The following is a 17,464-nucleotide window of genomic DNA, read 5'->3' on the forward strand; positions in this document are numbered from 1 at the left end:
AAATGATTAAACGAATTACTGAACGATTTACACCGAAACAATATCTCGGTGAATTAATTTTAGCTTTAACGACACTTTTGGGGCTATACCTGATTGTCGCATGGTCTAGTTACACACCTTTAGATAATTCTTGGTCAACGGCCAGTTTTCAAAGTGAAACGATTAATAAAGCCGGCGCTTTAGGTGCATGGATAATTGATGCTTTCTTTGTTTTTTTGGGATATGTGGGACATTTACTGCCTTTTCTGATTTTTCTCGTTCCTATATTTTTATTAAAAACAAAAGCGGTTCGTTCTCTATCCCTAACTAAAGTTGCCTTGCGTAGTTTTGGCTTTATTACATTATTAATTGGCCTAAGCATCATGGCAACTTTGCTGCTTTCTAATACCAATTACTATTTATCCGGTGGTGTACTGGGCGGCAGCCTGGTGATTTCTCTTTATCCGACTTTAGGAAAGTTCGGTTGCATTCTTGCAGGTTTGGGATTAGCTATTATTGGTTTTATTTTCTGCTCGGGAGCCTCGCTGATTCGATTAATTATGCGTTTTTACAATTGGCTCACTATGAAAAATGATGCTCAACAAGAGATAGAAGAATCCACAGAGTCTGTTGAAGATCTCGAACAAATAGTAATCCAAAAACCGCAACCTTTAGTAATGAAGGAAAAGGATAGCACGAAAGAATCGGTTCAAAATGAAGAGATACATTCAACAACAAATGAAGAAGTTGCAAATCCTCTTGTTCAACCTGAAACCCTGATCAATATCAGTGGTTTATCACCATCGGTGAAGAAGCCTTCAGATAGTCAACAAACGCTATCTGAATTTAACAAAAATTTTGATACGTTCAAAACAGAAACCTTCGATGAATTACCAAAAGTCAGCATTGCTACTTACGGCGAAACTTCAACTCACACAAGCATTCCGGCTTGGGAGGGGGCACGCCAACAAAATCATATTAAAGAACAGCAAAGTGCGGTTGATTTTTCTACTGTTTCCGAATTAAACGAACCGACAATGCCAACAGTAACCCTTGCCTCGCAAAAATCGACCGTGCTTTCTGACGAGACAGACGATGACATGGATGACTTGGCACGTCAATTTGCCGAACAAGAGCAACAGCGTCTTGCAGAAATGGAAGCCCGAGCGAAAGCCTTAAATGCGGAAGACGCACTAAAAGTTATTTTGACAGAGCCGCAAACAGTCGTTCAAGACATTCAAGAGAAGAAAGAGGCGGCACCGATTTATAAACCTTATGGTGATTCACTGATTCATCCGGCATTCCAGCAACCGAGCACAAAACGTGAGAAACCAAGCACGCCATTACCAAGTTTGGCGTTATTGGAATATCGTCCGACTCAAGCGCAAGAGATTACCCGAGAGGAAATTCATGAAACCTCACAGCGCATTGAGCAACAGCTTCGTAATTTTAATGTCAAAGCCACAGTAAAAGATGTTCTTGTGGGGCCGGTGGTCACTCGTTATGAACTGGAATTACAACCAGGGGTAAAAGCCTCAAAAGTGACAAATATTGACACGGATTTGGCTCGTGCCTTGATGTTCCGCTCTATTCGTGTGGCGGAAGTGATCCCGGGCAAACCTTACATCGGTATTGAAACACCGAATGCACATCGTCAAATTGTGCCGTTACGTGATGTGTTGGACAGTAATGAATTCCGTGATTCTCAAGCACTTTTACCTATGGCATTGGGGAAAGACATTAGCGGTAAACCTGTTGTGGTGGATTTGGCAAAAATGCCTCATTTACTGGTGGCGGGTTCAACAGGTTCCGGTAAATCCGTGGGCGTGAATACCATGATTCTTAGTTTGCTTTTCCGTGTTCAACCGGAAGAAGTGAAATTTATTATGATCGACCCGAAAGTTGTAGAGCTTTCCGTTTATAACGATATTCCGCATTTGCTCACACCGGTTGTCACCGATATGAAAAAAGCGGCGAATGCGTTACGTTGGTGTGTGGATGAAATGGAACGCCGTTATCAGCTACTTTCTGCTCTTCGTGTACGGAATATTGAAGGGTTTAACGAAAAAATTGATGAGTATGAAAAGATGGGGATGCCGATTCCGAATCCGATTTGGAAACCGGGCGATACCATGGATCAAATGCCGCCGGCATTGCAAAAATTAAGCTATATTGTGGTGATCGTGGATGAATTTGCCGATCTCATGATGGTGGCAGGGAAACAAATCGAAGAATTTATTGCCCGCCTTGCTCAAAAAGCACGGGCGATTGGGATTCATTTGATCTTAGCGACCCAACGTCCGTCTGTTGACGTGATTACCGGTCTTATTAAAGCCAATGTGCCGAGCCGTATTGCCTTTACCGTGGCAAGTAAAATTGATTCCCGTACGATTTTGGATCAGGGTGGTGCCGAAGCCTTATTAGGGCGTGGTGATATGCTTTATTCAGGGCAAGGATCATCTGATCTGATTCGTGTACATGGTGCATTTATGAGTGATGATGAAGTGGTGCGTATTGCCGATGATTGGCGTGCCCGTGGAAAACCGGATTATATTGATGGTATTTTGGAAGGCGCTGATGAAGAGGAAAATGCAGAAAAATCCGCCGGAAGCAGCGGAGAATTGGATCCATTGTTTGATGAAGTGATGGAATTTGTATTAACCACCGGGACGACTTCCGTTTCAGCCCTGCAACGGAAATTTAGCGTAGGCTTTAATCGCGCCGCCAGAATTATGGATCAAATGGAAGAACAAGGCATTGTAAGTGCCATGCAAAATGGTAAACGTGAAATTCTTGCACGCCGACCGGATTATTAATTTCTACTTTAAAAGGAAAGTAAAATGAAAAAAACATCGTTAAAATTATTCACAAACTCGCTCGCTCGTTTGTTCACCTCTCATGAGGCCGTTGGCAAAGCCAACGTTCAAAAAACAATGTTTTTTGTGACCGCACTTGGATTGGGGTTAATTGGCTTTAGCAATACGGCGTTTGCCGATGCAGCAAGCGAGTTACAATCACGTTTAAGCCAAGTGAATGTATTAAGTGCCGATTTTTCCCAGACCGTCACCTCGGCAGGGGGAAAAAATGTTCAACAGGGCAGCGGCAAAATTCAAATTAAACGCCCGAATTTATTCAGAATGGATACCAAATCGCCACAAGAAACCCAGATTATTGCAGACGGCAAAACCCTTTGGTATTACGATCCATTTGTACAACAAGTGACGGCACAATGGGTGAAAGATGCGGTAAATAACACGCCTTTTGTTTTGTTAACCAGTGATGATAAAAGCCATTGGAATCAATATTCGGTGAGCCAACAGGCAGATACTTTTGTATTAAAGCCTAAATCGACAAAAAGTAATATTAAACAATTTGATATTCGTGTGGATGCCAATGGTGTATTGCGAAATTTCAGCACCACAGAAAAAGACGGGCAAACCAACCTTTATGTATTACGTAATATTACCAACCAAAGTTTGCCGAATAATTTGTTCCAATTTAGTCCTCCAAAAGGCGTTGAGTTAGACGATCAACGTAAAAAGTAATGCTTAGGGCGTATTGATTACGCCCTCAATTTTTATTTTAAAATTCGCTAATGGAATCCACTTATGGCTAATAATCTTGATTTTGATTTTTCGGAAAATGATTTTCGTCCTCTTGCAGCCAGAATGCGTCCGACGAATCTCGATCAATATTTTGGTCAATCACATCTTATCGGTGAAGGTAAACCGCTACGCAAAGTGATTCAAGCAGGGCATATTCATTCTATGATTTTTTGGGGGCCGCCCGGTACCGGTAAAACCACATTAGCAGAAATTATAGCCAATCAAATTAATGCGGATGTCGAACGTATTTCAGCGGTGACCGGTGGAATAAAAGAAATACGTGATGCCATTGATCGTGCCAAACAAAATCGTCTCGCTGCCCGAAAAACTATTTTATTTGTGGATGAAGTTCACCGCTTCAACAAAAGTCAGCAAGATGCCTTTCTCCCTCATATTGAAGACGGCACTATTATTTTTATCGGTGCGACAACGGAGAATCCCTCTTTTGAACTCAATAACGCCTTGCTTTCCCGTGCTAGGGTGTATGTATTGAAATCTTTAACCGTTGATGAAATTGAATCAGTGCTCAAGCAAGCATTACAAGATCCGCTGCGAGGGTTGGCAAAAGAGCGGTTAATTTTAGAAGAGAATTTATTACAGGTTCTCGCCGAATATGCCAATGGTGATGCCCGTTTCGCTTTAAATTGCCTCGAACTCATGGTGGATATGGCAGATGAAACGGAAAACGGCAAGAAAATTGACCGCACTTTACTCAAAACCGTACTGGGCGAGCGTCAAGCCCGTTTTGATAAACAGGGCGATCGCTTTTATGATCTGATTTCCGCCTTGCATAAGTCTGTCCGAGGATCAGCACCGGATGCCGCATTGTATTGGTACGCCCGTATTTTAACAGCAGGGGGTGATCCGCTTTATGTGGCAAGACGGCTATTAGCCATTGCCTCGGAAGATATTGGAAATGCCGATCCCCGAGCCATGCAAGTAGCACTGGCGGCTTGGGATTGTTTTACCCGAGTAGGGGCTTATGAAGGGGAGCGTGCCATTGCTCAAGCCATTATTTATCTTGCCGTTGCCCCTAAAAGTAATGCGGTTTATACCGCGTTCAATACCGCAAAAGCACAAGCCAAAAGTTTGCCTGATTACGATGTGCCGCTTCATTTACGCAACGCACCGACTCATCTGATGAAAGAGCTTGGGTTTGGTGCACAATATCGTTATGCCCATGATGAACCCAATGCTTATGCCGCCGGTGAAAATTATTTCCCTGAAGAATTGAAGGATACGCAGTATTATTTCCCAACAAATCGGGGAATGGAAATTCAAATTAAAGAAAAACTGGAACGATTGCGTGAGGCAGATAAAAGTGCGGTGAAAAAACGGTATAAATAGAAAATGTGTGGTTGGTTTTCCACGCATTTTTCTTAAAACATACTCCGTCCACTTTCTGTTTTTTCTGGGATAGCTTGAATCACATCCCGGTGTTCTACGTATTTATCAAATGCGGGTAGGCAACCTGACTGAAACCGAAGATTTACGCACAGGGAAAACATCTTATCGTTATGACAAGTTGGGTCAAATACAGCTTGCAGGACAGGAATTATTCCACTTTGACCCGGCACATAACCTTATTGAGAAAGAAACACAACGGATTGAAAACAACCAACTCACGGAATATCAAGGCAATCATTATCGCTATGATGAATTTGGCAATTTAAGTGAACGGAGATTGGAGAATGGGGAAATACAGACGTACCGCTACGATGTGAAGGACCAACTTATCAAAGCCATCATCCAAAAGCCAAATCAAATGAAAGAGGAATGGCAATATCAATATGATGTTCTAGGCAGACGAACATCAAAAGTGCGGTTAGAAAATGGCAAGATTTTAGCGGACAGCCAAGTTGAATTTATTTGGGACGGCTCGCATTTAGTGCAGGAAATAGAGCATAAAATAGGCAATGAATCGATTTATGATTGGCTTTGGTGATCGCCTAGACGATCACCGTTAAGTTGAAATAGGTGTTTACACAGAATTTGCGATAGGGGCGATTGTCTCTCCAGGCATTTTTCTTAAAACATACTCCGTCCGCTCTCCGTTTTTTCCGGCACGGCTTGAATCACATCCCAATGTTCCACAATTTTGCCTTCTTTATCAAAACGGAAAATATCTACAACCGCCTCACCACTATCTTCATCATTTAACTGACTATGCACATGCAGGGCAACCAGATCGCCGTCAGTCAATACACGTTTTACGGTTGCTTTTGATTTTGGATGAGCTTTTAAAAAAGGTGCAAAAGCGTCAATAAAGGCTTGTTTACCATCTGCTACGGTTGGATTGTGCTGTAAATATTCTTTGCCGATATATTTATCACTGGCTTCTTGTAATTTATGTTGGTTAAACACCATTTCATAGAAATCAAGTGCTGCCGCTTTGTTTTGCTCCGGTGTTGAGGCAAATAAAGTAGTTGAAAAGGCGAAAAGTGCGGTTGTTAAAATGGCTTTTTTCATAAAAATTCCTTCATATCCTATTAAAAAGGCTTTGCATTATAATGAAACCATATCTTAAAACTAGGCTGTTATTTGGAAATAGACTTTTTCTTATTGTGAAATAATAAAAGGCTGGAAATGGATTTGAAGGGAGTTGGGGATTCGTCAAAAGATGATGGAGTTGGCGGATTAATTCATATTGAGTGCCTTTTAATTTTTTATACGCGTAAGTGCGGTTAATTTTGCTTATGTTTTAAAACATCTTCAATTTTAACCGCACTTTTCTCTATACAATACAAACCTCCAATTTCAATTGTTTATTGTGGAATTGTTGAAGGGTGTTGCGATGTCCGATACTGAGGATAATCATATTCGGCAAGCGTTCTTTAATGGTTTTATAAAGCTGATATTCAGTGTCTTCATCAAGTGCCGAAGTGGTTTCATCTAAAAACACCACATCGGGTTTTGTCAGCAGGATACGAATGAATGCAACACGTTGTAATTCACCGGGGGATAAAATCGCTTGCCAATCATTTTCTACATCAAGGGCATTGATGTATTTTTCTAAGCAGCAATCAGTCATCGTTGAAATCAGCTCAGAATGGTGAGGATTAATATTCGGATAGCAAATGGCTTCACGTAACGAACCTTGTGGCATATAAGGTCGCTGTGGTAGGAATAGACTTCCCATGCAAGGATGTTCCGCAATGCCAATGGTTTCGAAAGGATAGATTCCTGCAATGGCTTTGAGTAGGGTTGTTTTACCCGTACCTGATGCCCCTTGAATAAGCAACGCATCACCATTTTTTAGGGTGATATTAATATTATTGAGTAAAATACGCCCTTGTTCATCTTTTATACCAAAATCTTTCAGTGCCACATGGTTTGAACATCGGTAGGGTTGGCTGATTTCGGTGTGATCTAATTCATCCAGTTTTGTGATAAACCCATATAAACGATTAAGGCGTGCTTGGTAGAGGGTAAATTCTTCATAAAACAAGCGGAAGAAAGAGAGAGCAGTCATCAGTCGATTAAAGGCTTGGACCGTTTGGTGCATATCACCCAGTTTAATTTGTCCAGTAAAAAAGCGTGGAGCTTGTAGCATTAAGGGGAAGAGTTTGGCAAAACGGGTTACACCGTTATTAAAGCCATCTAACCCCAGCATTTTGAGTACAATTGCCCAACGGTTATGAATAATTTGAGCGAATTTACCTTTAAGTAAAATTTGCTCTTTGGGTTCGCCATGATAAAAGGCGATACTTTCTGCATTATCACGCACACGAATTAAGGAATAACGATAATCACCATGGAGTTTTTCTTTGTTAAAATTGAGTTTTATCAGTGGGTAGCCAATCCAAACGGACATCAGGGTGGCAAAAATAATAAAGGCATAAATAAAGAACACGACGCCCTTTTCAATATTCAAGCCAAAGATGTTTAACACACCGGAAAGCGACCAAAGAATAATGGTAAATTCAATGGTGGTCAGCACAGAATTTATCATTCCCCGCACAATTTGTACGGTGCTGGTAATAAATTCCCGAGCATCTTGTTCAATACGCTGATCGATATTATCGGGGAGTTCCCGTTCGTATTTGAGGCGGTAATAGTTTTTATTTTTCAGCCAACCTTTGATTAAAATTCCATTAAGACTTTCTAACCAACGAATTTCAAATACTTGGCGCAAAAAATAATCAATAATGGCATGTAATACTTGAATAAGCACTAAAAGGGCATTGAGTTTCGCAAAGAACCAAAATTTATCCGCATTCAGCTCTTGCATTGAGCTATACAAGCCATTGTAAAAAAAGGAATTTAGGACACTAAAACGCACTTCAAGCAAAATCATCAGGAAAAGCAACAGCAGTATGGCGATCAGTTTAATTCGATTTTTCTTGGTGATAGACGGTGCCGTAATTCGCCAAAATTTCTTACCGAAAGCGGTTTGCTTGAGTGCCAGCATCGTGAGGGTAAAACAGATCACCACCCAGAAAAGTGCGGTCAAAATCCAGCTTAAACTATTATTGAGTTCGGTTTGCCAGTTCATAAATTTCCATAAACGAAAAAAGGGCGAAATGGTTTCGCCCTGATAATATGTAGTAAATTAGAATGAATATTCCGCTTTTAACCAATAAGTACGTGGCATACCTAATACCGCAAAGCTACGATCATATAATCCACGTTGTACTTGCCAATAGTGTTTATTAAAGGCATTTTCAATACCCGCTCGCAAGGTTACATTTTGTTTTTCCCCGACTTTCACTATATATTTTGCACCAAAGTCCACGGTTGTATAGGAAGGTAAACGGTAGTTTGCGGCAGTATCCTGATAAGACTTACCATAGTATTGAATAGCACTATTTAGTGTTAAATTTTTAATGAAAGGGGTATCCCATTCAATTGCAGCTTTTGCAATCCAGCGAGGACTCGTAACCTGAATTCCGTTGACAATTTTGTCCGCATAAGTCGGAAAATTAATGAGTTTTGCTTGGTTATAGGTGAAACCAAGTGATGGTCGTAAGGTGCCTTCAAGTAGGTTTGCGTAAGCATTGAACTCAATACCGCGGTTGCGTTCTTTACCTTGTTCTTTCCCGGACATAGCTTCCAATGCCGAATTTTTTTGACCACGGACAATGCCGGGACGACGGATTTCATAAATACTTAATGTGGTGGTTAGCAATTCGCTCCAATTTTTGCGAACCCCTAATTCAAGTTGGCGGCTCACACGAGGGCTATTCATTTCTCCGGTATCTGGATCGGCTTTGCCCGGCTCAAGATCTTCCAAGTAGTTACCGTAAATGACTAAATTTGGATTTGGCACATAGGCTAATGCGAGCATTGGGCTGAAACGATCCGATTTAAGTTCTGTTCCCGTCGTTTTATCTAATTGTTTAATCCATTGGAAACGTCCACCAATTGTTAAACGAACAGTATTATCAAAAATGCTCATGGTATCGGAAACAGCCAAGCTACGAGCGGTAAGTTTATTATTCGTTCCTTGGGTATTTGCCGTAAGATCGAGATTATTTGGTGACAATGCACCAAAACTAGGTTGATAGATTGACCCACCTGATATTCTACCGTTTGTGCGACTGCTTTGATGATGATCTCGTTCACGTATAACATTATCAAATGCCAAATTCCAAGAATGTAATAATGGGCCGGTTTCTAATTCACCTTGTAATTTCAAGTTACCACTCGTTGTACGAGAGAGAAAATCAATTCCACGGATACCTGTGATATCAAAATCACCGTTAGATTGAATTCGAGTAATTTGACCAAAAGCACCTGAATATTGGGATTCCATATAACCGATTCCACCGGATAGCATCATATTGTAAGGGAGGTCATATTCAAACGTTCCCATGATAGTTTGGTCTTCGGTGGTTTGACCAATCCAGTGGGGATTTAAATTCGTTTTACCACTAGGAGCACTTGGTATGTTATACGTTAAGTTTTGCATATCTTGTAAACGTGCACGTCCACCATGGGTTGACCGTTTGCTATACATATAATCTATGCCAACCCGTAGTTTGTCGCCGCGATAATCCGCACCAATGGCAAATTCTTTATTACGTTCATCATAATCTCTACGTGGGGTATCACCATCACGATATTTTCCATTTATTCGAACACCCCATTCGTTATTCGTACCAAATCGGCGACCGAAATCGAAAGTTTCTTCTAAACGATTGTTACTATACCAAGCAAAACCCAACTTATTGATTGCATCATCAGTTGCTCGCTTGGTCTCGATATTCATTGAAGCTCCGGCAGAACCTTCAGGATCCATTCCTGTTGTTGCTGTAGACGCGCCTTTAATTAACTGGGCAGAAGAAACAGCGGCAGTCGGGGAGTTATAAGTTGAGTATAAACCGGCTAATCCATTCACACTAACCTGACGCATATCAAGTTGTAAATTTCTTACATATAAACCGGAAAGCGTATTTGTTTCACCACCAAAATTCATCACCGAAGGATCGATTTTAGAAATAGCATCAACAACATTACGTGGTGATTTATCTTCAAATGCTTTTTCATCGTAATTAACCACTGAGATAGGCGCGGTAAATGCGATTTGGCGACCAAGCAAACTAAGGTTGACAATTTCTTTTTGTTTTTCACCTGCGGCTTTGGCTTTTTCTAACTCGGTAACAACATTTACTTGATCTAATACAACGGTAGGATTAGAACTGACATCAGTTTGTGGTTGCGTTTCAGACAACGCTGAAAAAGATACACCAGTAAACAACGCAGTGTAAAGAATGTTGTGTCTAAACATCATATTTGCTTTCCTTAAGATTAATATAATAAAAAAGAGTCGCAAGTATAACCGAAAATAATTACCTTGCTCAATAGAAATAATTTGCATTTGGCATTGAATGGGATTTTGCAAAAAATAACCGCACTTTTGCTTGTTTTTTCTCCCAGAGCAGTATAGACTTTCATCAAATTTAGTCGGGGTGCCACATGTGGCTGAGATGATACCCGTGAACCTGAAACAGTTAGCACTGACGTAGGAAACTAATATGCCAAAATATCCTTTCATTTCTCATTCTATTTTCTCTCTTTTATTTTTGTCTGCGCAAATCTCTGGTTAATGCTTGAGAGGTGCAATGATGCTCCATATCCAGAATTTAAGCCTTAATTTTGGTGATCAGACATTATTTGAATGGCTTAATTTATCCCTTCATAAAAAAGAGTGGGTCAGTTTATTGGGATCATCGGGCGTGGGTAAATCAACGTTGTTGCGTTTGATTGCTGGTATTGATGTTCAAGGTTCGGCTCAAGGACAGATCAATGTTGAATCTAATGTTCGCATAGCGTGGTTACCACAAAAAGACACACTTTATCCTTGGTTGTCGATCGTTGATAACGTGCAGTTACACGCGGTCTTATTTGGGCAAAAATCTGCAAAAACGACCGAACAAGCCAAATTATTGCTAGATAAGGTAGGAATGTTTTCTCATCGGCATAAGGCTTGTTCACAGCTCTCGGGGGGGCAGCGTCAACGCGTAGCACTTGCACGTACCTTAATGCAAAATGCCGATCTCATTTTACTTGATGAACCTTTTTCCGCCTTAGATGCTATTAACCGCCATCAATTACAAAATTTAGCGTATGAATTGTTGCAAGAAAAAACGGTGTTGTTGGTTACTCATGATCCACAAGAAGCCTTACGATTAAGTCAGCGTATTTTGGTTTTACGCTCATTACAACCGAACCAGCCAGCAACTTTGTCTGAACTGCTTATTCCCACAGGAAAAGCACCGCGTGAATTTGATCACGCAAATTTATGGGAATTGCAACAACAATTATTGCAAGCATTATCAGCTAAGGGGGAGAGATGAAAAGCCTCTTTAAACCTATGCTGATTAGCATCGCTATGTTATCGATCTGGCAACTAATTGTGGTAATCGGCACGTTCCCCCACTATGTTTTACCCTCACCCCAAGCAGTTGGGCTGCAACTGATTTCTAACCTTAATTTATTATGGCAACACACAAAAATAACACTACTTGAAATCGGGTTAGGTTTATTTGGGGGATTTTTTTGTGGTTTAAGTTCGGCATTACTGCTGGCATATTCAAGAAAAATTTCTACGTTATTGTTACCGATTTTGGTGATTTCACAAGCCATTCCCGTTTTTGCTATTGCGCCATTGTTGGTGTTGTGGTTTGGCTATGGAATGGCATCGAAAATTGTGATGTCCGTATTGATTATTTACTTTCCAGTTACCGCTGCCTGCTACGATGGTTTGCGCAATACACCACAAACTTGGCTGGATTTAGCCAATACTTTCCAACTTTCTCCCTTGCGCTTGTTACTTAAAGTTCGGCTCCCTGCCGCATTACCCGCTTTTGCCTCAGGATTTCGCATCGCCGTTTCTGTTGCGCCTATTGGAGCAGTTGTTGGAGAGTGGATCGGCTCTTCACAAGGTTTGGGCTATTTAATGATTCATGCTAATGCGCGCATGCAGGTCGATTTAATGTTTGCGGCATTACTGATTCTAGTCGGCATATCCCTCTGTTTGTATTTTGGTATTGATTGGCTATTACGCCGATTTATTCCTTGGGGAAACGCTATTCATTCATCATAAAAGGGGACACAAATGAAAAAAATAGTTCGTTATTTAAGTGTGATTATTGGATTAACAAGTAGTTTTTCTGCGCTAGCCAAAGAGAAGCTGACATTGCTATTAGATTGGTATGTCAATCCTGATCACGCAGCCATTATTGTGGCGCAGCAAAAAGGCTTTTTTGCACAAAACGGCTTGGAGGTAGAAATTATTGAACCAGCCGATCCTTCCCTTCCCCCTAAATTAGTGGCAGCAGGGCAAGCGGATTTAGCCATTGACTATCAACCCCAACTTTATCAACAAGTTGCGGAGGGTTTACCCCTAATAAGAATTGCGACATTGGTTTCAACGCCACTGAATAGCGTGGTGACGTTACAAAAAAGTGGCATTAAAACCTTAGCAGATTTGAAAGGCAAGAAAGTGGGGTATTCGGTGAGTGGTTTTGAAGATGTGTTATTAGAAACGATGCTTCATTCCGTGAAACTTACCAAGGAAGATATTGAGTTGGTGAATGTGAATTGGTCACTTTCACCCTCGTTATTAACGGGACAGGTCGATGCGGTTATCGGGGCTTTTCGTAATTTTGAATTAAACCAACTGCGTTTAGAAAATCAAGAGGGCGTAGCTTTTTACCCTGAAGAATCGGGCGTACCAGCTTATGATGAACTTATTGTAGTGGCGAATAAAGACAAATTAGATTTTGCAAAATATTCGGCATTTTTGACCGCGCTTGAGCAAGCAACAGTCTATCTCATCAATCATCAAAAAGAAGCATGGCAAGCCTTTGTCGATTACAAACCGAATGAATTAAATAATGAACTTAATCGTTTGGCTTGGAAAGACACTTTACCTCGTCTAGCGCTGCGCCCAAGAGCATTAGATAGTCATCGCTATCAACAAATGGCGCAATTTTTACAGCAAAAAGGGCTTGTGAAAACCTTGCCTGAGCTGGAAACCTATGCACTGGAACTGCAATAAGGTGGCAAAATGATTACGAAACTGATTGAAGGTGCGCAACCTTATTGGCAACGCTATATTGAGCATCAATTTGTGCGGCAACTGGCTCAAGGTACATTACCTAAACGCTGTTTTCAACATTATCTGAAACAAGATTACCGCTATCTTTTCCATTATAGCCGTGCTTTTGCGTTGGGTATTTTCAAGGCAAAAAATTTTGCAGAAATGGCTGTACCACGCAGAACGTTGGATATTCTTAGCCAAGAAATTCAATTACACCTCAATTATTGTAACCAGTGGGGAATAAGCGAACAAGAGATGATAAACACACAAGAAAGTGCTGCTTGTGTGGCTTACACCCGCTATTTATTAGATGTTGGAATGGCAGGGGGATTAGCCGAGCTTTATGCCGCTATTGCGCCTTGTGCGGTGGGGTATGCCCAAGCCGCCCGCTATATCACAACGCATTATCCACGCTTAGCGAATAATCCTTATCAGTCTTGGATCGAAACCTATGCCGGTGCTGAGTTTCAACAATCCGCAACAGAAACGGCAGATTTTTTAACCGCACTTTGTCAACCACTAAATTCAAATCAACTTACCCATATTCAGCATATTTTTACCACCGCAACGCGTATGGAAATCAATTTCTGGCAAATGGGCTTGGATTTATCTTAACTACTCAAAAAGGAGACGATGATGAAATCTATTTATCTTACAAAAATTCGTGAGCAAAACCCGCTCATTCATAATATTACCAACATTGTTGCGGCGAATTTTAATGCCAACGGATTATTGGCATTAGGCGCTTCGCCGATGATGTCGGCGAGCGAAGAGGAAATGGTTGAAATGCCGAATTTAAGCCAAGCCCTTGTGATCAATATCGGCACGCTAATTGGCAAAGAGCAGAAAGCTATGTTATTGGCGGGGAAAACGGCGAATGCGAAAGGGATTCCCGTAGTGCTTGATCCTGTGGGCGTGGGGGCAACGAGCTTCCGCAGAGAAACCGTTCGTCAGCTTTTGTCTGAAATAAAATTTGCTCTAATTCGTGGGAACGCGGGGGAGCTAGCAACGATTGCAGGTGAAACGTGGCAAGCAAAAGGCGTAGATGCTGGACAAGGCGATGTAGATTTGAAAACCGTTGCTCAACGTGTCGCTAAACAGTACGGCTGTGTCGTATTGATTAGCGGAGCGGTTGATGTGATTAGTGATGGGATACAAACCGCAACCGTGCATAACGGCACGCCTTTGTTTCCTAAGGTGACGGCATCAGGCTGTTTGCTCAGTGCAGTTTGTGGCGCATTTTTAGCGGTAGATACGGGCGAACATTTTGCCGCAACATTAGAAGCCTGTGTGGCTTATACCGTTGCAGGTGAACTTGCCGCGCAAGGTCTGACGACAGAGGTCGGGCAATTTCAAATACGTCTATTAGATGAACTGGCGGCACTTAACCCAGAAATGATTGCACAAAAGGGGCGAATCAATGAATAACATTCCCCAAGTGCTAACGATCGCAGGCTCGGACAGTGGCGGTGGTGCGGGTATTCAAGCCGATCTGAAAACCTTCCAAATGCAAAGGGTATTTGGTACTTCTGTGCTGACTGCCGTTACCGCTCAAAATACGCTAGGTGTATTGGATATTCACATGATTCCCCTGAAGATGATTCGCTCACAACTGCAAGCGGTCAAAAACGACTTCAATATTGCAAGTGTGAAAATGGGTATGCTGGGGACGGCAGAGATTATTGAATGTGTGGCGGAGTGCCTTAAGGATCGTCCATTTGGCAATGTAGTGCTTGATCCTGTCATGTTCGCCAAAGGTGGCGCTCCGCTATTACAACCGCAGGCGGTTTCAGCGCTTATTGATCATTTACTTCCATTGGCTGATGTGATCACGCCTAACCTGCCTGAAACAGAAGCCTTAACGGGAGTGATGATTTACGATGAAATGAGTATTAAAAAGGCGGCAAAATCCCTGCAAATGCAAGGAGCGCGTAATGTGATTATCAAAGGCGGGCATTCACTTAATTCTCAGAGCGAACAATGCCGAGATTGGATTTTCCTCGATGATGGACGTGATTTTGTGTTGGAGCGTCCACGTTTTCACACACCGCATACGCATGGTACAGGTTGTACTTTTTCCGCTTGTTTAACCGCAGAGTTGGCAAAGGGTAAAACGTTGCAAAGTGCGGTCGAAATTGCCAAAGATTTTATCACGGCAGCGATTAGCCACCCGCTCAATATCGGTCATGGACACGGGCCGACAAACCATTGGGCTTATCATGATTTTGTCAACTAAAGGGGAATAATGAAATGCAAAAAATTCGAGAAATCCTACCGCTTTACTTTGTTGCAGGAACGCAAGATTGTCGGCATTTGGGGCAAAATGGCGCACAAAATTTACTTTCAGTGTTAAAACAAGCATTAGACGGAGGCATCACTTGCTTTCAATTTCGGGATAAAGGCAAATTCTCTCTTGAACATTCGCCAGCTGCGCAAAAAGCATTAGCCATTGCCTGTCGGGATATGTGCCGTGAATACCGTGTGCCATTTATCGTCAATGATAATGTGGATTTAGCCTTTGAGCTTGAGGCAGATGGCGTCCATGTCGGGCAAACGGATATGGCGGTAGAAGTGATTCGGGCAAAAGCGAATAAAGCGATGATCGTGGGTTGGTCTGTGAATTTATTGGAAGAAGCCAAAATAGGTGAGGCGATGGCGGAAATTGATTATTTTGGCATCGGGCCAATTTTTCCCACGCAGTCTAAGGAAAATCCAAAACCAACACGCGGTATGGCGTTTATTCAACATTTGCGAAAATCAGGCATAACAAAACCGCTTGTTGCGATTGGTGGTGTCAAGTTAGAACACGTCCGTACTTTACGAGAATTTGGCGCAGACGGTGTAGCGGTGATTTCAGCTATTAGTCAGGCAGAAAATGTTGAAGCGATGAGCAAAGCGTTAAGGGAAGCCAGTCAGTAAATGGCGGATTAAAAAGAGATATTGGAGGAAAATAATGAAACAAAATAGCCCTAAACGAGTCGCTATGGCAACTATGATTGGAACGGCGATTGAGTATTTCGACAACTATATTTATGCAATGGCAGCCGTGTTGGTGTTTAACCATCAATTTTTTCACGCAACAGATCCGCTCTCAGGGCAGATTGCGGCCCTTTCTACGCTGGCGTTAACCTTTCTCACCCGTCCTCTTGGTGCGGTTTTGTTTGGGCATTTTGGCGACCGAATGGGAAGAAAAAATACCTTTGTGATGAGCCTGTTATTGATGGGCATTTCTACGGTCGTTATCGGACTGTTGCCTACTTATGACCATATCGGCATTGGGGCAACGATTTTGCTCTGTCTATGCCGTGTCGGGCAAGGGATCGGCTTAGGTGGCGAGTGGGGCGGGGCTGCATTAGTCGCCGTTGAAAATGCGCCAGAGGGCAAACGTGGTTGGTATGGTACTTTTCCACAACTTGGCGCACCGTTAGGTCTATTATTGGCGAACGGGGTATTTTTACTTATTGGGAGCATTTTCGGTCAAGCAGCAATGTTAGATTGGGCGTGGCGTATTCCATTTTTATCCTCCATTCTATTGGTTGTCATTGGGTTGTATGTGCGCCTAAAACTCACCGAAGCACCTATTTTCCTCGAAGCGTTAAATAAGCCACAGCCTAAACGCTTGCCAATGTTAGAAGTTCTCACCACCCACTTTAAACCATTTTTCTTGGGCATGTTGATTTGTATCGCAGGTTATGTGCTGTTTTATATCATAATCGCTTTTAGTCAAATTTATGCCAAATCTGCACCAACTGTGTCAGAGGCAGGCTATGTCATGGGGTTGGGCTTTTCCCCTCAAGTGTTTACCGCACTATTGATGACAAGTGCAATCTCTTTGGCGGTGACGATTGCTGCCTCCGGTAAATATATCGACAAAGTTGGTCGCAGGGTTTGGCTGATCTGGACGACGGTAGGAGTCGCAATTTTCGGTGTTACTTTGCCCTTTTTCCTTGAAAATGGCACCACGACCAGTTTATTTTGGTTTTTAATTATCGGTATGGGGTTAATTGGCATGGGATATGGACCGCTTGCCAGTTTTTTACCTGAATTATTCCCAACTCACGCTCGCTATTCAGGCGCTTCGCTCACTTATAACGTTGCAGGTTTATTTGGTGCAAGTGTCATTTCAATTATCGCCTTACCATTGAATGCCAATTATGGCTTAAAAGGCGTGGGGATTTATTTAGCGTTTAATGCGCTATTAAGTTTAATTGGGCTATGGTTTATTCATGAAACGAAAGATAAAAAATTAGAAGGTTAATTCAGAATAAAGTGCGGTTATTTTTCTCAAGATTTTAAAAACACAGAAAAATTTGACCGCACTATTTTTTTGAAT

At 41.9% G+C, this 17,464-nt stretch carries 15 protein-coding genes and 1 riboswitch; of the genes, 12 read left to right on the forward strand and 3 right to left on the reverse strand.

What is annotated here, in order from left to right; all coding sequences use genetic code 11:
* Positions 1-2 precede the first annotated feature (2 nt).
* From BKG94_RS07620 to BKG94_RS07635, 4 genes are all read left to right on the forward strand, one after another.
* Positions 3-2,795 (forward strand): DNA translocase FtsK, encoded by a 2,793-nt coding sequence (locus BKG94_RS07620; RefSeq protein WP_077435882.1) that lies wholly within the window; start codon positions 3-5, stop codon positions 2,793-2,795.
* Positions 2,796-2,912: 117 nt separating this feature from the next.
* A complete protein-coding gene (gene lolA / locus BKG94_RS07625; protein WP_077435924.1) occupies positions 2,913-3,524 on the forward strand; it encodes an outer membrane lipoprotein periplasmic chaperone LolA in 612 nt (203 codons plus the stop codon).
* 63 nt (positions 3,525-3,587) lie between these two features.
* The gene (locus BKG94_RS07630) at positions 3,588-4,931 is read left to right on the forward strand and encodes a replication-associated recombination protein A (RefSeq protein ID WP_077435884.1); all 1,344 of its coding nucleotides are present in this window, start codon (positions 3,588-3,590) and stop codon (positions 4,929-4,931) included.
* A gap of 109 nt (positions 4,932-5,040) precedes the next feature.
* Positions 5,041-5,529, forward strand: coding sequence for an RHS repeat domain-containing protein (locus BKG94_RS07635; protein WP_077435886.1), 489 nt, complete (start codon positions 5,041-5,043; stop codon positions 5,527-5,529).
* Between the two features lie 83 nt (positions 5,530-5,612).
* On the opposite strand, the gene BKG94_RS07640 is transcribed toward BKG94_RS07635, so the two are convergent.
* From BKG94_RS07640 to BKG94_RS07650, 3 genes are all read right to left on the reverse strand, one after another.
* Positions 5,613-6,053, reverse strand: a complete 441-nt coding sequence (locus tag BKG94_RS07640) for a nuclear transport factor 2 family protein (RefSeq protein ID WP_077435888.1) — start codon at positions 6,051-6,053, stop codon at positions 5,613-5,615.
* 265 nt (positions 6,054-6,318) lie between these two features.
* On the reverse strand, positions 6,319-8,079 hold the full coding sequence (locus BKG94_RS07645) for an ABC transporter ATP-binding protein/permease (RefSeq protein ID WP_077435890.1): 1,761 nt from the start codon (positions 8,077-8,079) through the stop codon (positions 6,319-6,321).
* Positions 8,080-8,136: 57 nt separating this feature from the next.
* Positions 8,137-10,317, reverse strand: a complete 2,181-nt coding sequence (locus BKG94_RS07650) for a TonB-dependent receptor (RefSeq protein ID WP_077435892.1) — start codon at positions 10,315-10,317, stop codon at positions 8,137-8,139.
* Positions 10,318-10,481: 164 nt separating this feature from the next.
* A riboswitch (TPP riboswitch) is annotated at positions 10,482-10,572 on the forward strand.
* A 79-nt stretch (positions 10,573-10,651) separates the two neighbouring features.
* Between BKG94_RS07650 and BKG94_RS07655 the strand changes: the two genes are divergently transcribed.
* From BKG94_RS07655 to BKG94_RS07690, 8 genes are read left to right on the forward strand one after another with little or no spacing between them, the layout of a single operon-like run.
* Positions 10,652-11,383, forward strand: a complete 732-nt coding sequence (locus tag BKG94_RS07655) for an ABC transporter ATP-binding protein (protein WP_077435894.1) — start codon at positions 10,652-10,654, stop codon at positions 11,381-11,383.
* Entirely contained in the window at positions 11,380-12,132 is a 753-nt protein-coding gene (locus BKG94_RS07660; RefSeq protein WP_077435896.1) for an ABC transporter permease, read from the forward strand. Before BKG94_RS07655 ends, BKG94_RS07660 begins: the two co-directional genes overlap by 4 nt.
* A 12-nt stretch (positions 12,133-12,144) precedes the next feature.
* Positions 12,145-13,089, forward strand: coding sequence for an ABC transporter substrate-binding protein (locus BKG94_RS07665; protein ID WP_077435898.1), 945 nt, complete (start codon positions 12,145-12,147; stop codon positions 13,087-13,089).
* A 9-nt stretch (positions 13,090-13,098) separates the two neighbouring features.
* Positions 13,099-13,746: a thiaminase II gene (gene tenA / locus BKG94_RS07670; RefSeq protein ID WP_077435900.1), complete on the forward strand. Its 648-nt coding sequence runs from the start codon at positions 13,099-13,101 to the stop codon at positions 13,744-13,746.
* A gap of 21 nt (positions 13,747-13,767) precedes the next feature.
* Positions 13,768-14,559 carry a hydroxyethylthiazole kinase gene (thiM, locus tag BKG94_RS07675; protein WP_077435902.1) on the forward strand — a complete coding sequence of 264 codons (792 nt, stop codon included), beginning with the start codon at positions 13,768-13,770 and terminating at the stop codon, positions 14,557-14,559.
* Entirely contained in the window at positions 14,552-15,367 is an 816-nt protein-coding gene (gene thiD, locus BKG94_RS07680) for a bifunctional hydroxymethylpyrimidine kinase/phosphomethylpyrimidine kinase (RefSeq protein ID WP_077435904.1), read from the forward strand. The genes thiM and thiD overlap by 8 nt, the downstream gene beginning before the upstream one ends.
* A 14-nt stretch (positions 15,368-15,381) precedes the next feature.
* A complete protein-coding gene (gene thiE, locus BKG94_RS07685) occupies positions 15,382-16,050 on the forward strand; it encodes a thiamine phosphate synthase (protein WP_077435906.1) in 669 nt (222 codons plus the stop codon).
* A 31-nt stretch (positions 16,051-16,081) separates the two neighbouring features.
* On the forward strand, positions 16,082-17,389 hold the full coding sequence (locus BKG94_RS07690) for an MFS transporter (RefSeq protein WP_143538921.1): 1,308 nt from the start codon (positions 16,082-16,084) through the stop codon (positions 17,387-17,389).
* The last annotated feature ends 75 nt before the right edge of the window (positions 17,390-17,464 follow it).

The sequence above is a fragment of the Rodentibacter ratti genome (assembly GCF_002000485.1).
Classification (GTDB): Bacteria; Pseudomonadota; Gammaproteobacteria; order Enterobacterales; family Pasteurellaceae; genus Rodentibacter; species Rodentibacter ratti.

Excerpts from the sequence above, each read along its gene's own strand:
- BKG94_RS07620 (WP_077435882.1), top strand. The coding sequence starts at position 3 with ATGATTAAACGAATTACTGAACGATTTACACCGAAACAATATCTCGGT.
- lolA (WP_077435924.1), top strand. The coding sequence starts at position 2,913 with ATGTTTTTTGTGACCGCACTTGGATTGGGGTTAATTGGCTTTAGCAAT.
- BKG94_RS07630 (WP_077435884.1), top strand. The coding sequence starts at position 3,588 with ATGGCTAATAATCTTGATTTTGATTTTTCGGAAAATGATTTTCGTCCT.
- BKG94_RS07635 (WP_077435886.1), top strand. The coding sequence starts at position 5,041 with ATGCGGGTAGGCAACCTGACTGAAACCGAAGATTTACGCACAGGGAAA.
- BKG94_RS07640 (WP_077435888.1), bottom strand. The coding sequence starts at position 6,053 with ATGAAAAAAGCCATTTTAACAACCGCACTTTTCGCCTTTTCAACTACT.
- BKG94_RS07645 (WP_077435890.1), bottom strand. The coding sequence starts at position 8,079 with ATGAACTGGCAAACCGAACTCAATAATAGTTTAAGCTGGATTTTGACC.
- BKG94_RS07650 (WP_077435892.1), bottom strand. The coding sequence starts at position 10,317 with ATGATGTTTAGACACAACATTCTTTACACTGCGTTGTTTACTGGTGTA.
- BKG94_RS07655 (WP_077435894.1), top strand. The coding sequence starts at position 10,652 with ATGCTCCATATCCAGAATTTAAGCCTTAATTTTGGTGATCAGACATTA.
- BKG94_RS07660 (WP_077435896.1), top strand. The coding sequence starts at position 11,380 with ATGAAAAGCCTCTTTAAACCTATGCTGATTAGCATCGCTATGTTATCG.
- BKG94_RS07665 (WP_077435898.1), top strand. The coding sequence starts at position 12,145 with ATGAAAAAAATAGTTCGTTATTTAAGTGTGATTATTGGATTAACAAGT.
- tenA (WP_077435900.1), top strand. The coding sequence starts at position 13,099 with ATGATTACGAAACTGATTGAAGGTGCGCAACCTTATTGGCAACGCTAT.
- thiM (WP_077435902.1), top strand. The coding sequence starts at position 13,768 with ATGAAATCTATTTATCTTACAAAAATTCGTGAGCAAAACCCGCTCATT.
- thiD (WP_077435904.1), top strand. The coding sequence starts at position 14,552 with ATGAATAACATTCCCCAAGTGCTAACGATCGCAGGCTCGGACAGTGGC.
- thiE (WP_077435906.1), top strand. The coding sequence starts at position 15,382 with ATGCAAAAAATTCGAGAAATCCTACCGCTTTACTTTGTTGCAGGAACG.